We start from the raw sequence: 15056 nt of genomic DNA, 5'->3' as shown, positions 1-15056 counted from the left end.
TTCGTGCGATTGCGGGTCGTGGCGGGATGGTGTCGGTGTCCCTGCCGTTGGCGGAGGTTGAAGAGCTGCTGGCGGGGTGGGTGGGGCGTATTGATGTGGCTGCGGTGAATGGTCCGGGTTCTGTGGTGGTGGCGGGTGACGCGGACGCGCTGGATGAGCTGGTGGCGCGGTGTGAGTCGGATGAGGTGAGGGTGCGGCGGGTCCCGGTGGACTACGCCTCACACACGTGGCATGTGGAGGCGCTTGAGGACGAGTTGGCGGAGGTTCTTGCGCCGGTTGCTCCTCGGGTGGGTGGGGTGCCGTTCTTCTCGACGACTGAGGCCGCGTTTGTGGACACGGCTGAACTCGACGGCGGTTATTGGTATCGGAATTTGCGTCAGCGGGTGCGGTTTGCTGAGGCGGTGGAGAGTCTGGCCGGGCAGGGTTTCGGCGCGTTCGTCGAGGTCAGTTCGCATCCCGTGTTGGGCATGGCCGTACAGGAGGCTGCCGCGGACGCGGTGGTGGTGGGCACGCTGCGTCGTGACGACGGGGGTAGTGGGCGTTTCCTGACGTCGTTGGCTGAGGCGTGGGTGCGGGGTGTTCCCGTGGACTGGACGGCTGTTCTTGCCGGTCAGGACGGCACCACCGTTCCGCTCCCGACCTACGCCTTCCAGCGGCGGCGGTACTGGTTGGAGCGGACGGTTCCTGCCGTTGGGGTGGGGGAGTCGTCTCAGTCGGTGGTGGATGCTCGTTTCTGGGCGGCGGTGGAGCGCGAGGATCTGGGTGCCGTGGCGGAGACGTTGGGGTTGTCCGATGGCGGGGTGTTGGCGGATGCTCTGCCGGTGCTGTCGCATTGGCGGTTGGGGCAGTCGGCGCGGTCGGTGGTGGATGGCTGGCGGTATCGGGTGCTCTGGCGTCCGGTCGGCCGGGACGTTGTGGCCGGTGCGCCGGAGGGGGAGTGGCTGCTCGTCGCGTCCGAGGCGGAACGGGATGCCGTCGGTGCCGTGGCCGACGCCCTCACCCACCACGGCATACGCGTGACCACGGTCCAGGTCGCCCCCGACCTCGGCCGTGACGGTCTTGCGCGACTGCTCGCCACCGCCGTGGACGGCGGCGGGGACAACGCCTCGCCGGTCGGCGTGCTGTCACTGCTGGCCCTGGCCGAGGCGCCGTACGCCCAAGGCGGCAGCCTCGACGGCGGGCTCGCCCTCAACACCCTCCTCGTGCAGGCCCTCGGGGACGCCGGAGTCGGCGCCCCGCTGTGGTTCGCCACCCGCGGCGCCGTCTCCACCGGGCGCTCCGACCGGCTCGTCTCCCCCACGCAGGCCCAGACCTGGGGCCTCGGCCGGATCGCCGCACTGGAGTACCCGCAGCGCTTCGGCGGGCTGGTCGACCTGCCCGCGGACCTCGACGACCGCGCCCTCGCACGACTCGTGACCGTCCTCTCCGGGGCCGTCGGCGAGGACCAGGTCGCCGTACGCCCCTCCGGGGTGTTCACCCGGCGGCTCGCGCGGGCCGCGCTCGCCGAGGACGCGCCCGCCGCCTGGACGCCCACCGGGACCGTCCTGGTGACCGGCGGCACCGGCGGCGTCGGCGCCCAGGTCGCCCGGCGACTCGCCGCGACCGGCGCCGAGCACCTGGTACTGGTGAGCCGCCGAGGGGCCGAGGCGCCAGGCGCCGCCGCTCTGGAAGCCGAACTCACCGCACTCGGCACCCGCGTCACACTCGCCGCCTGCGACGCCGCCGACCGCGAAGAACTGGCCGCCCTGCTGGCCACCGTGGGACGCGAGTCGCCGCTGACCGCCGTCGTCCACGCGGCCGGTGTCCTCGACGACGGTGTCCTCGACACCCTCACTCCCGAACGCGCCGAGACCGTGCTGAGGCCCAAGATCGCCGCCGCACGCCACCTCCACGAACTCACCCGCGACCTGGAGCTGTCGGCCTTCGTCCTGTTCTCCTCGCTCGCCGGCACCCTCGGTGGACCCGGGCAGGGCAGCTACGCCGCCGCCAACGCCTACCTCGACGCCCTCGCCCGGCAGCGGCACGCCGACGGACTGCCCGCCACCTCCGTCGCCTGGGGCGCCTGGGGCGGTGGTGGCCTCGCCTCAGGCGAGACCGGCGCGCGCCTCGCCCGCACCGGCATGCCCGCCATGGACGCCGAGTACGCCCTGACCGCCCTTCAGCAGGCCGTCGCCGGAACCGAACCCGTGCTGGCCGTCGCCGACGTGCGATGGGAGACGTACGCGTTCACCCACTCCGCCGACGCGCCCCGGCTGCTGGCCGAACTCCCCGAGGTACGCGCCGCCCAGTCGGCCCGTACGACGCCGAGCGGCCCCGGCGCCACCGGCAACGCGCTGACGGACCGGCTCGCCGCGCTACCGGCCGACGAGCGGCACCGTGAACTCCTCGCCGTGGCCCGCAAGTGGGCAGCCGCCGCGCTCGGTTACTCCACCGCGGAGGAGATCGACGAGGAACGCGCCTTCCGGGACCTCGGCTTCGACTCCCTCACCGCGGTCGCCCTGCGCAACACCGTCGCCGAGGCCACCGGGCTGCGGCTCCCCGTCACCCTCGTCTTCGACCACCCCACCGCCGCCGCCCTGGCCGCACACCTCGACCGGGAGCTGTTCGGCGCCGCCACCGACACCACCCCGGACGACCCGCAGACACTCCCGGTGGCAGCGGACGACGATCCCGTCGTCATCGTGTCCATGGGCTGCCGCTATCCGGGCGGCGTCGACAGCCCCGACGCGTTGTGGCGCCTGCTCGTCGACGGCGGCGACGCCGTGGGCGCTCTCCCCGACGACCGCGGCTGGGACCTCAAGGGCCTCTACGACCCGGACCCCGACCGGCCCGGCACCTTCTACACCCGCGGCGGCGGATTCCTGTACGACGCCCACCACTTCGACCCCGAGTTCTTCGGCATGAGCCCCCGCGAGGCTCTCGCCGTCGACCCCCAGCAGCGGCTGCTGCTGGAGACGTCGTGGGAGGCGATGGAACGGGCCGGCATCGACCCCGCCACCCTGCGCGGCAGCCGTACCGGCGTGTTCGTCGGCTCCAACTACCACGACTACGGCTCACGGGTACAGCGCGCGCCCAAGGACTTCGAGGGCTACCTCGCCACCGGCAGCGCGGGCAGCGTGGCCTCCGGACGCATCTCGTACACCTTCGGCCTGGAGGGCCCGGCGGTCACCGTCGACACCGCGTGCTCGTCGTCGCTGGTGTCCCTGCACATGGCCGCGCAGGCACTGCGTACCGGTGAGTGCACCCTCGCCCTCGCGGGCGGCGTCACCGTGATCTCCACCCCGGACACCTTCGTCGAGTTCAGCAGGCAGCGCGCCCTCGCCCCCGACGGCCGCTGCAAGGCGTTCTCCGAAGAGGCCGACGGCGCGGGCTGGGCGGAAGGCGTGGGTGTCCTGCTGCTGGAGCGGCTCTCCGACGCCCGCCGCAACGGCCACCCCGTGCTCGCCGTCCTCGCCGGTTCCGCCGTCAACCAGGACGGCGCCAGCAACGGACTCACCGCACCCAGCGGCCCCGCCCAGCAGCGGGTCATCCGGCAGGCGCTCACCGCCGCCCGCCTCGCCCCGGCCGATGTGGACGTCGTCGAGGCGCACGGCACCGGCACCCTCCTCGGCGACCCCATCGAGGCACAGGCGCTCATGGCGACCTACGGGCAGGACCGGCCCGCTGACCGGCCGCTGCTCGTCGGCGCCCTCAAGTCCAACATCGGGCACACGCAGGCCGCCGCGGGCGTCGGCGGAGTCATCAAGACGGTGCTGGCCCTGCGGCACGGGCTGCTGCCCCGCACCCTGCACGCCGAGACCCCGTCCAGCCGCATCGACTGGTCCGCGGGCGCGGTGGCCCTCCTCACCGAGGCCGCCGACTGGCCCGAGCGGGACCGGCCGCGCCGCGCCGGGGTGTCCGCCTTCGGCATCAGCGGGACCAACGCCCACGTGATCCTGGAGCAGGCGCCCGCCGAGGCCACCGCCCCGGTGCCCTCGGACTCCGCCCGCCCGGCGGCCCCGGACGCCGTCGTCCCCTGGCTGCTGTCGGCGCGCGGCCCCGAGGCGCTGCGCGCCCAGGCCGCCCGCGTCCTCGCCCACCTGGAGGACCCCGACGCCCCGGCCGCCGAGCGCCGCAACACCGACGGCGACGCCGCCACGGGCGGGCAGACCGCGCCCGCCGACATCGCCTACGAACTCGCCGTCGGACGCGCCGTGTTCGACCACAGGGCCGCCGCCGTCGGCCGGGACCGGGCCGAACTGCACACCGCCCTGCGGGCCCTCGCCGACGGCCGGGAGGCACCCGGCCTGGTGCGCGGCACCCGGCGGCGCGGCGCCCGCACCGCGTTCCTCTTCAGCGGGCAGGGCAGCCAGCGCCCCGGCACCGGAGGCGACCTGTACGCCGCACACCCGGTGTTCGCCGACGCCCTCGACGCCATCTGCGCCGAACTCGACCCCGACCTCGAACGGCCGCTGCGGGACGTGATGTTCGCGCCCGCCGGCACCCAGGACGCCGAGTTGCTGGACCGTACCGACTACACCCAGGCCGCGCTGTTCGCCCTTCAGGTCGCCCAGTTCCGGCTGCTCGAACACCAGGGGCTGCGCCCGGACGTCGTCCTCGGCCACTCCGTCGGTGAGATCGCCGCCGCACACGTCGCCGGGGTCCTCGACCTCACCGACGCCTGCCGTCTGGTCGCCGCGCGCGGCCGGCTGATGGCGCAACTCCCCACCGGGGGAGCCATGCTGGCCGTCGAGGCCAGCGAGGAGCAGATCAACGACGCGCTGCTCACCCACGAGGACCGGGTGTCCCTCGCCGCGGTCAACGGGCCACGGTCCGTCGTGGTCTCCGGTGACGAGGACACCGTCGACGAACTCGCGGCCACCTGGCGCGAGGCCGGAGTGCGCGTCAAGCGCCTCACCGTCTCGCACGCCTTCCACTCGCCCCGCATGGAGCCGATGCGGAACGCGTTCGCCGCCGTCGCGCGCGAACTCACCTACACCCCGCCGACCCTGCCGGTCATCTGCGACCTCACCGGCGAGAGCGCCGACGCCGGACAACTGGAGGGCGCCGACTACTGGGTACGGCATGTGCGCGGCACCGTGCGCTTCGCCGACGCCGTCGCCGCGCTGGAACGCCAGGGCGTCACCGCCTACCTCGAACTCGGCCCCGACGGCGTCCTCACCGCCCTGACCCGCGACTGCCTCACCGACCCCGAGGCCGCCGTCGTCGTACCGCTGCTGCGCCGCGACCGGCCCGAGGACACCGCCCTCACCACCGCCCTCGCCACCCTCCACGTCCACGGCGCAGGACCCGACTGGGCCCGCTCCCTCGCCGGGCCGCCCGCCCGCCGCACCGAGCTGCCGACGTACGCGTTCCAGCGCGCCCGGTACTGGCTGGACGCCGCGCCCGGCGAGCCCGACCTCACCGCCGCCGGACTCGCCGCCGAGCCGCACCCGCTGCTCGCCGCGGGCACCGCGCTCGCCGGGGGCGGCGGCCACCTCCTCACCGGACGGCTGTCGCTGGACACCCACCCCTGGCTCGCCGACCACAGCGTCTCCGGCACACCGATCCTGCCCGGCACCGCCTTCCTCGAACTGGCACTGCACGCCGCCGGACGGACCGGCTGCGCCGCCGTCGAGGAACTCACCCTGGAGGCACCGCTCGTCCTGCCCGAGCAGACCGCCACACACCTCCAGGTCACCGTCGGCGAACCCGCCGAGGACGGCACCCGCACGGTGACCGTGCACTCCCGGCCCGACGAGGCGGGCGACGAAGAACCCTGGACCCGGCACGCCGTCGGACAGCTCACCCCCGCTCCGGCGCCCGCCGAGACCACACCGCTCGCCGAGTGGCCGCCGCCCGGCGCGGAACCCGCCGACCTCGACGGGCTCTACGACCGCTTCGCCGCCGGAGGCTTCGCCTACGGGCCGGTCTTCCAGGGCCTGACCGCCGCCTGGACCCTGGGCGACGACGTGTACGCCGAGGTCGCCCTGCCCGATCACGCCGCCCCCGACGCCGCCCGCTACGGGCTGCACCCGGCGCTGCTGGACGCCGCGGTCCAGACCGTCGGCCTCACCGCCGCCGCGGGCACCGCGCTCATGCCGTTCGCCTGGACCGGCGTCCGCCTGCACACCGTCGGCGCCGACACTCTCCGCGTCCACCTCGCACCCGCCGGGCCCGACACCGTCACCCTGCGGGTCGACGACCCGACGGGCGCGCCCGTCGCCACCGTCACCGGGCTCACCCTGCGTCCGCTGCCCGCCGGAGCGCTCGGCGGCAGCCGCGCCGCCCGCCACCTCCACACCGTGGACTGGGTGACGGCGACCACCGCGTCCCGCCCCGCCGACCGGCCATGGGCCGTCCTCGGCGGCGACCAGGCCCCCGCGCTCGGCGCCGCGCTCACCGCCGCCCACTACCGCGACCTGCGCGCCCTCGCCCAGGCCGTCGCCACCGGCAGCGCCCCGCTGCCCGGCACCGTCCTGGCCGCCGTACCCGCACCCGGCGACGACGGCGACCCGTCGGCCGCACCCGACCCCGCCACCGTCCGCGAGGCCACCGGCGCCGCCCTGCGGCTGCTCCAGGACTGGCTCGCCGACGACACCTTCGCCACCACCCGGCTCGTGTTCGTCACCCGGCACGCCGTCACCGTCCACGACGGAGACCAGGCCCCCGACCCGGTGGCCGCCGCCGTCCGCGGCCTGGTGCGCACCGCCCAGTCCGAGCACCCCGACCGGTTCACGCTCCTCGACTGGGACGGCGCACAGGAGTCCCACCGGGCCCTGACCGCCGCCGTCGGCCACGAAGAACCGCAACTCGCCCTGCGCAAGGGCGAACTGCGCGTGGCCAGGCTGGTACGGCTGCCGCTCACCCGGACGGCCGACACCGCGCCGCTCCCCCTGCTCGACCCGGACGGCACGGTCCTCGTCACCGGCGCCACCGGCACCCTCGGCAGCCTGGTCGCCCGCCACCTCGCCGTCCGGCACGGTGCCCGGCACCTGCTGCTCGTCGGCCGACGCGGCCCGGACGCCCCCGGCGCCCACGCCCTCCTCTCCGATCTGACCGCGCTCGGCGCCCACGCCGAACTCGTCGCCTGCGACACCTCCGACCGGGCCGCGCTCGCCGCGCTGCTCGCCACCGTCCCCGCCGACCGCCCACTGACCGCCGTCGTGCACACCGCCGGTGTCCTCGACGACGGCGTCATCGCCTCGCTCACCCCCGAACGCCTCGGCACCGTGCTCGCGGCGAAGGCCGACACCGCGCTCCACCTGCACGACCTCACCCGCGAGCAGCCACTGCGCTCCTTCGTCCTGTACTCCTCACTGGCCGGTGTCTTCGGCGGATCAGGCCAGGGCAACTACGCCGCCGCCAACGCCTTCCTCGACGCCCTCGCCCAGCACCGCAGGGCCCGCGGACTGCCCGCGCAGTCCCTCGCCTGGGGCCTGTGGGAGGACCGGTCGGAAATGACCGGCAAGCTCGACCAGGCCGACCGGGTCCGCATGGCGCGCGGCGGAGTCGTCCCCATGCCGTCCGAGCAGGCCCTCGACCTGTTCGACGCGGCCGTCGGCACCGACCGGCCCGTCCTCGTCCCGGCCCGCTTCGACACGGCCGCCCTGCGTACCCCGGACGGCGAGGTGCCCGCCCTGCTGCGGTCGCTCGTCCGCCCCGCCCCCGCCGGCCGGGGCTCCGGCACCGGCACCGCCGACGGGCCCGCTCCCGCCGAGCGGCTGGGCCACCGGCTCGCCGGACTCGACGCCGAAGCACGCCTGGAAGTCCTGGTGGATGTCGTCCGCGACCACGCGGCGGCCGTCCTCGGCTACGCCGACTCCGACGCGGTCGACCCCGAGCGGGGCTTCCTGGAGATGGGCTTCGACTCACTGACCGCCGTCGAACTCCGCAACCGGCTCAACGCCGCCACCGGACTCCGGCTGCCCGCCACCCTGCTGTTCGACTATCCGACGCCCCTCGGCCTCGCCCGCCACCTGCGGGCCGAGACCGCGCCCAGCGCCTCGGCGGCCGTCCAGCCGGTCCTCGCCGAACTCGACCGGCTGGAAGGCGCGCTCGCCGAGATCACCGGCGACGGCCCGGTCCGTTCCGCGCTCGCCGAACGGCTGCGCGGACTCCTCACCGCGCTCGACTCCGCCGCCCCCACCGGGCTGCCCGCCGACACCGCCTACGGCGACACAGGACCGGCGACCGCCACCGCCGTCGAGGACCACCTCGACGGAGCCAGCGACGACGACCTGTTCGACTTCATCGACCAGCGGTTCGGCCAGTCGTGACCCGACCCCCGGCCCCCCGACCCCTCGTCACGCTCCCGCGCACCGCGGGACAGACCGGAGAGAGCAGCACCGTGACCGACCGAGTCCTGCGCACAGGCGTCCTCGGGTGCGCCGCCATAGCGCGCCGCACCACCCTCCCCGCCCTCGCCGCCGACCCGTCGGTACGGCTGGTCGCCGTGGCCAGCCGCAGCCGCGCCAAGGCCGAGGACGTGGCCCGCGCGTTCGGCTGCGAGGCCGTCACCGGCTACGCCGAGCTGCTGGCGCGCGACGACATCGACGCCGTGTACGTACCGCTGCCGCCCGCCCTGCACACCGAGTGGGTGGGCCGGGCCCTCGCGGCGGGCAAACACGTCCTCGCCGAGAAGCCGCTCACCACGAACCTGGCCGACGCGGCCGAACTGGTCGCCGCCGCCCGCACCGCGGGCCTGCTGCTGATGGAGAACTTCGCCTTCCTCCACCACGGCCAGCACGATGCCGTACGCGCCCTCGTCGACGAAGGCGCCATCGGCGAAGTCCGCCACCTCACCGCCGAGTTCGGCTTCCCGCCGCTGCCGTCCGGCGACATCCGCTACGACCCCGCCCTCGGCGGCGGCGCCCTCCTCGACGCAGGCGTCTACACACTGCGCGCCGCCTCCCTCTACCTCGGCCCCGAGACCGGCGTGCACGGGGCGGTGCTGCGGACCGACCCCGGCACCGGCGTCGACACCGCGGGCGCGGCCCTGGTCGCCGACCCCGCCGGACGCACCGGACAGCTCAGCTTCGGCTTCGACCGCGCCTACCGCTGCGCCGTCACCCTGTGGGGCAGCGAGGGCACCCTCACCCTCGACCGGGCGTTCACCGCGCCGCCCACCCTGCGGCCCGTGCTGCGGCTGACCCGCCAGGACCTCACGGAGGAGCGCACCCTGCCCGCCGGGCACCAGTTCGGCTCGCTGATCTCCCACTTCGCGCGCACCGCTCTCGACGGCGGCGACCTGAAGACACCCGGCGAGGACCTCCTGCGCCAGGCCACCCTCGTCGACGCCGTACGGCAGGCCGCGGGAGGCTGACACACGGCTCACGCCCCGGTCGCTCACGCGGCCGGCGGCGGGGCACAGGAGCGGGGCGGCGAGGGCGGCCGGAACACGACACCCTCACCGCCCCGCTCCCGCGTTCCCGGACAAGGAGACGACCGGGTCCGGCACACTCCCGGCAGGCACGTCCCCGGCACAGCACATTCCCGGCACGGCATGCCCCCGGCACGGCACAGCACACTGCCGGCAGGCACGTCCCCGGCACGGCAAACTCCCGGCACGGCACGAAACCGGGGCCCCGGCCGGATCCGTGTCCGGCCGGGGCCCCGGCTCTGTCATCCCACCGCCGCCGCCCCGGTGTCCGGGCGGCCTTCACTCAGCGGCGGCGCGTCACGCGTCGTTCCACTTGAAGAACCGCAGCGTCAGCCCGGTCACGACAGCCGTGAAGAGCAGCATCCCGCCCATCGACGGCAGCACGTCGACCAGACCGCCACCCCGGCTGAGCACCTGCTCGCCGCCCTTCACCAGATAGCGCAGCGGCATCAGGTACGACACGGCCTGCACCCAGCTCGGAGCGGAGTCCAGCGTGAAGAACGCCCCCGACAGGAACGACATGGGCAGCACCAGCAGCTGGGCCAGACCACCCGCCGACTCCTCGGTCTTGGTCACCGAGCCGATGAACATGCCCAGCGACATCAGCGGCAGCGTCCCGCACACCACAAGGGGCACGATCAGCCACCAACTGCCGCTCAACTGGAGCCCGAAGTACGGCAGGGTCGCCACCAGCAGGAACAGCGCGGTCTGCACCAGCACCATCGCCATCGTCATCGCGATCCTGGCGGCCACCACCTCCCACGGCCGTACCAACGACATCCGCATCCGCTGGAGGATCTTCCTGCGGCGCATCGTCACCAGGGTCAGCGCCGAACTGAACACCGAACTCGACGCGATGGCCCACCCCAGCAGACCGGGGGTCAGGTACTGGATCGGCTTCACCGAGTCGTCCTGGACCTGAGTGGCCTCGAGGGTGTATGTGGGCGGCTGGCCCGTGGCGGCCAGATTCGCCCGCTCCAGAAGGGAGTTGAGCGCGGCCTGCGCCGAGGCGGCCTTGACCGAGTCGGCCGCGCTGTAGCGCAGCACCACCTTGCCGCCGTCCTGCATCACCAGCGCGTCGTAGTCGCCCTCGCGCACCTGCCGCAGCGCGTCCGCCTCGTTGTCCACACGGGTGATCGTGGCGGCCTTCGTGACCTCTTCGCGCTGCGCCCCACGCAGCTCGTCGAGCACCTGTACGTCGCCGAGCTGCGCCACCTCGATGTGCGAGGTGCCGCTGGTCTTGAAGAGGGTGCCGAACAGCAGCAGGAACAGGATGGGGAAGATCAGCAGAAAGAAGATCGTGCCCTTGTCCCGCAGCACGCTCAGGATCATCGTACGAGCCAGCTGCCACACCGGGCGCAGCCGGTCGTCCCCGCTGCCCGCCGACTGCCCGGCGGGGCCGCCGGCCGTGGCCCGAACCTCCGGCTCGGGCCTGGTGGTGGTCTCCTCGACGCTCACGCCCGGTACTCCCGTCCGGTCAGCTGGAGGAACACGTCCTCCAGGGTTCCACCACGTACCGCCAGCCCCCGCAGGGAGCCCCGGTCCGCCAGCATCGACAGCACCGGGCCGGGCGTACGGGTGGTGATCGACAGCGAGACGCCGTCGTCCTCCACCGACGCGTCCGCCACCCCGGCGGCCGCCAGCAGCTTGGGCAGTTCTTCCTCGTTGATGAGGCCGGACTCCACGCTGACCCGAACCGAGTCCTCCAGCTCACGGATGAGGGCCGCCGGGCTGCCCGTCTTGAGCACCGTGCCGCGCTCCATGACCGACACGCGGTCGCAGAGCAACTCCGCCTCGTCCATGTAGTGCGTGGTCAGCACCACCGTGCGGCCCTCCTCGTTCACCTGCCGCAGCAGGTCCCAGAGGTTGCGACGGGCCTGCGGGTCGAGACCCGCGGTCGGCTCGTCCAGGAAGACGATCTCCGGGGAGTGCACCAGACCGCAGGCGATCGACAGCCGCTGCGCCTGGCCGCCGGACAGCTTGTCCGCGGGGACCTTCCCGAACTCGGTGAGACCGACCCGCTCCAGCATCTCGTCCGCCCGCCGGGTGCCGAGCCGGTAGAACGAGGCGAACAGCCGGATCGTCTCCCGGGTGGTCAGCTTGTCCAGGAACGACGACGACTGGAACTGCACGCCGATCCGGTTCAGCAGGGCGAGGTCGCGGGGCCAGGGACTCTTGCCGAACAGCTCGATCCGGCCCTCGTCGGGCTCGCGCACCCCCTCCATGATCTCCAGGGTGGTCGTCTTGCCCGCTCCGTTGGGGCCCAGGATGCCGTAGAACTCGCCCGCCTCGACGCGCAGCGAGACCCCGTCCACCGCCTGGATGTCCCCGTACTTCTTCCGTACGCCGTCCGCGACGATGGCCGCCGTCACGAGGCCGCCGCCCTGACCCTGCGGAGCCGTGACGCGGCTCCCTCGCACAACACTTGAAGGTCCATCACTCGACTGTCGCCTCCGTGATCGGTTGGGGGTTCGGGCGGATCCGGGGTGTTCCGGGCCCTCCGCCCGCTGCCGACCGCCTTCGGCCGGCAGCTACCGAACGGGAACGGGAGCGAAGTCGCTCTTAGGCGGTGCGGGGCTTCACCTCAGCACGGACGGTCCGGCGACTGCCACGTGGGACGGTGAAGTCTAGGGAATCGCCGGTTGGGCGGCGGTGCCGGTCAGGCCCTTTTGACCGAGAGCGGCAGCCGGCGGAGACCGAACACATTGACACGGTTGTCGAAGTACGACAGCGGGCTGTCGCGGTCCACCCGGATGTCGGCGTAACGGTCCAGCATCAGGTTGAGAGCGATCTGCCCCTCCATCCGGGCCAGCGGCGCTCCCAGGCAGTAGTGGATGCCGTGCCCGAACGCCAACTGCCGGGCGTTGGGACGGTCCGGCACAAAGCGGTCGGGCTCGGGGAAGACCCGCTCGTCGCGGTTGGCCGACAACAGCCACAAATGCACCGCGGAGTTCTCCGGCACCTGCACCCCGGCGATCTCCACCGGACGGGTCGGCACCCGGTCGACCTTCAGGAACGGGGGCCTGGCGCGCAGTACTTCCTCGGTGAACGGGGCGATCCTCGCCCGGTCCGCGCGCAGTTCACCGAGCAGACCCTCCTCCAGGTCCAGTGTCAGCAGCATGTTGCCCAGCAGCGCGGCCGTGGTGACGTGCCCCGCGAGCAGCAGCAGCGCCGCGAAGCTCACCACGTCCTCGTCGTTGAGGCGCTCGCCGTCGATCTCGGCCCGCACCAGCAGGCCGATCAGGTCGTCGGACTCGCGCGCCCGCCGCTCGGTGACGTGCTGCTGGAGGTAGCCGCCCAGCTCCTCCACGGTCCTGCCCAGTGTCTTGGCGCCCTCGGGCGTCTCCCAGTCCACCGTGAGCAGGCTGTCCGCCCACACCTGGAACAGCGGCCGGTCGGACGGCGGCACCCCCAGCATCGAGGAGATCACGATGACCGGCAGTGGATTGGCGAACTGCTCGACCAGGTCGAACCGGTCCCCGTCCAGTCCGTCGAGGAGGTCGGTGGCCACCTCGGTGATGCGCGGATCCATCGCGGCGACCATCTTCGCGGTGAACACCTTGCTCACCAGCCGCCTCATCTTGCCGTGCCTGGGCGGGTCGATCAGCAGCAACTGGCCTCCGGCCGCCTGCCGTTCTCCGCCGGAGAGCCGTCCCACCGTGTCCGAGGAGAAGGTCGCGGGGTCGGCCGAGATCCGCTGCACGTCCTCGTGCCGGAACACGTGGTAGTGGCCCGCCTGATCGCGCCACACCGGCTGCTCGTCCCGCATCCGGCGCAGCCACGCCAGGAGGGAGGCACCGCCGTCGAGTCCGACCTCCGGCGGCGCGGACACTTCGGGAACGACAGGATCGGGCACGGTGGCCATCGGGGAACCCTTCTCACAGGACGGGCCGCACACGGCGGGCGGGAACGCCCCAGCGCAGCACGCCGTCCGGGGTTGCGGCCACAAAACTCGCGCGACTCTAGGGATTTGCCGGTGCGGACCGCCGCCGGAGCCCCGCACAGGACCGTACGGCGGCGCGCGGCCCTTCATCCGGCCTGATCCAAACGAAAGACCCTAGGGGATTTTTCAGACTACGGGGCCGAGGCGCCGTGTACGCCGGACGCACCCTCAGAATGGGCGGGTTCGAGCTGTCCGAGAAGACCATGCCCAGCGTGTGTGTGTCCGAGCCTGAGGAGGTCCGGTGACGTCTACGGTTCCGAGCGCAGCTGACCTGCCGCCGGTCGTGTCTGTCGTGGTGCGCGCCCCGAGCACGGGGAGCATGCTGTGAGCGAAGACCGCCTGCGCGACTATCTGAAGCGTGTCACAGCGGATCTGCACCGCACCACCACCCGGCTGCGCGAGCTGGAGGCCAAGGACCGCGAGCCCGTCGCGATCGTCTCGATGGCCTGCCGCTACCCCGGCGACGTGCGTACCCCCGAGGACCTGTGGCGGCTCGTCGCCGACGGCACCGACGCCATCAGCGCGTTCCCCGAGGACCGCGGCTGGGACGTCGACTCGCTCTACCACCCGGACCCCGAACACCCGAACACCTGCTCCACGCGTGAGGGCGGCTTCCTGCACGACGCCGCCGACTTCGACCCCGACTTCTTCGGGATGTCGCCGCGCGAGGCACTGGGCACCGACCCGCAGCAGCGGATCCTGCTCCAGCTCGCCTGGGAGGCCATGGAACGCGCCCACCTCGACCCGGCCGACCTGCGCGGCAGCGCCACCGGGGTCTTCGCCGGGGTGATGTACAACGACTACGGCTCACGGTTCGACACCCCGCCGCCGGGCCTGGAGGGCTTCCTCGGCAACGGCAGCGCGGGCAGCATCGCCTCCGGCCGGATCGCCTACACCCTCGGCCTGGAGGGCCCGGCCGTCACCGTCGACACCGCCTGCTCCTCCTCCCTGGTCGCCCTGCACCTCGCCTCCCAGGCGCTGCGCAACGGCGAGTGCTCTCTCGCCCTGGCCGGTGGCGTCGCCGTCATGTCCACCCCGGTCACCTTCACCGAGTTCAGCCGCCAGCGCGGTCTGTCCCCCGACGGCCGCTGCAAGTCCTTCGCGGACGCGGCCGACGGCACCGGATGGGGCGAGGGCGCCGGTCTGCTCCTGCTGGAGCGCCTGTCGGACGCCCGCCGCAACGGACACCCCGTACTGGCCGTGATCCGGGGCAGCGCCGTCAACCAGGACGGCGCCAGCAGCGGCCTCACCGCCCCCAACGGCCCCTCCCAGCAGCGTGTGATCCGTGCCGCGCTCGCCGGAGCGGCGCTCACGACGGCGGACGTGGACGCCGTGGAGGCGCACGGCACCGGAACACGGCTCGGCGACCCCATCGAGGCGCAGGCGCTGCTCGCCACGTACGGGCGCGACCGCGAACGGCCGCTGTGGCTGGGCTCGTTGAAGTCGAACATCGGGCACACGCAGGCGGCCGCCGGAGTGGCGGGCGTCATGAAGATGGTGCTGGCCATGCGGCACGGCACCCTTCCGCGCACCCTGCACGTGGACGCGCCGTCGTCGCACGTCGACTGGGCCGCCGGCCGGGTCAGCCTGCTGACGGAGAACCAGGACTGGCCGCGACGGGACGAGGAACACCTCCGCAGGGCGGGTGTCTCCGCGTTCGGTGTCAGCGGTACCAACGCCCATGTGATCGTCGAGGAGTGGGTGGACGGCGCCGCGACCGGCGAGGCCGACGCGGCCCCCGCCTCCGACGCC

Annotated in this window: 6 protein-coding genes; 3 read left to right on the top strand and 3 right to left on the bottom strand. The window is 73.5% G+C overall.

The window, feature by feature from the left end:
- The first annotated feature begins 8 nt into the window (after nucleotides 1-8).
- Together DVH02_RS10580 and DVH02_RS10575 are read left to right on the top strand one after the other, a co-directional pair.
- The gene (locus DVH02_RS10580; RefSeq protein ID WP_267899054.1) at nucleotides 9-8258 is read left to right on the top strand and encodes a type I polyketide synthase; all 8250 of its coding nucleotides are present in this window, start codon (nucleotides 9-11) and stop codon (nucleotides 8256-8258) included.
- 71 nt (nucleotides 8259-8329) lie between these two features.
- On the top strand, nucleotides 8330-9304 hold the full coding sequence (locus tag DVH02_RS10575; RefSeq protein ID WP_114623516.1) for a Gfo/Idh/MocA family protein: 975 nt from the start codon (nucleotides 8330-8332) through the stop codon (nucleotides 9302-9304).
- A gap of 354 nt (nucleotides 9305-9658) precedes the next feature.
- Here the strand turns inward: DVH02_RS10575 and DVH02_RS10570 are convergent, their stop codons facing one another.
- From DVH02_RS10570 to DVH02_RS10560, 3 genes are all read right to left on the bottom strand, one after another.
- Entirely contained in the window at nucleotides 9659-10819 is a 1161-nt protein-coding gene (locus tag DVH02_RS10570; RefSeq protein ID WP_233518142.1) for an ABC transporter permease, read from the bottom strand.
- Nucleotides 10816-11733, bottom strand: coding sequence for an ABC transporter ATP-binding protein (locus DVH02_RS10565; RefSeq protein ID WP_114623518.1), 918 nt, complete (start codon nucleotides 11731-11733; stop codon nucleotides 10816-10818). The genes DVH02_RS10570 and DVH02_RS10565 overlap by 4 nt, the downstream gene beginning before the upstream one ends.
- A 287-nt stretch (nucleotides 11734-12020) precedes the next feature.
- Nucleotides 12021-13226 (bottom strand): cytochrome P450, encoded by a 1206-nt coding sequence (locus tag DVH02_RS10560; RefSeq protein WP_114623515.1) that lies wholly within the window; start codon nucleotides 13224-13226, stop codon nucleotides 12021-12023.
- Nucleotides 13227-13628: 402 nt separating this feature from the next.
- Between DVH02_RS10560 and DVH02_RS10555 the strand changes: the two genes are divergently transcribed.
- On the top strand, nucleotides 13629-15056 hold a 1428-nt coding region (locus tag DVH02_RS10555; RefSeq protein WP_199566232.1), incomplete at its 3' end, for a type I polyketide synthase.

This window comes from Streptomyces corynorhini, from assembly GCF_003346515.1.
GTDB classification, from domain to species: Bacteria; Actinomycetota; Actinomycetes; order Streptomycetales; family Streptomycetaceae; genus Streptomyces; species Streptomyces corynorhini.
Note: the sequence above shows the minus strand (reverse complement) of the source record. Positions and strands in the feature narration are given on the sequence as shown.

Coding starts and splice junctions, on each gene's coding strand:
- DVH02_RS10560 (WP_114623515.1), bottom strand. CDS start 13,226: ATGGCCACCGTGCCCGATCCTGTCGTTCCCGAAGTGTCCGCGCCGCCG.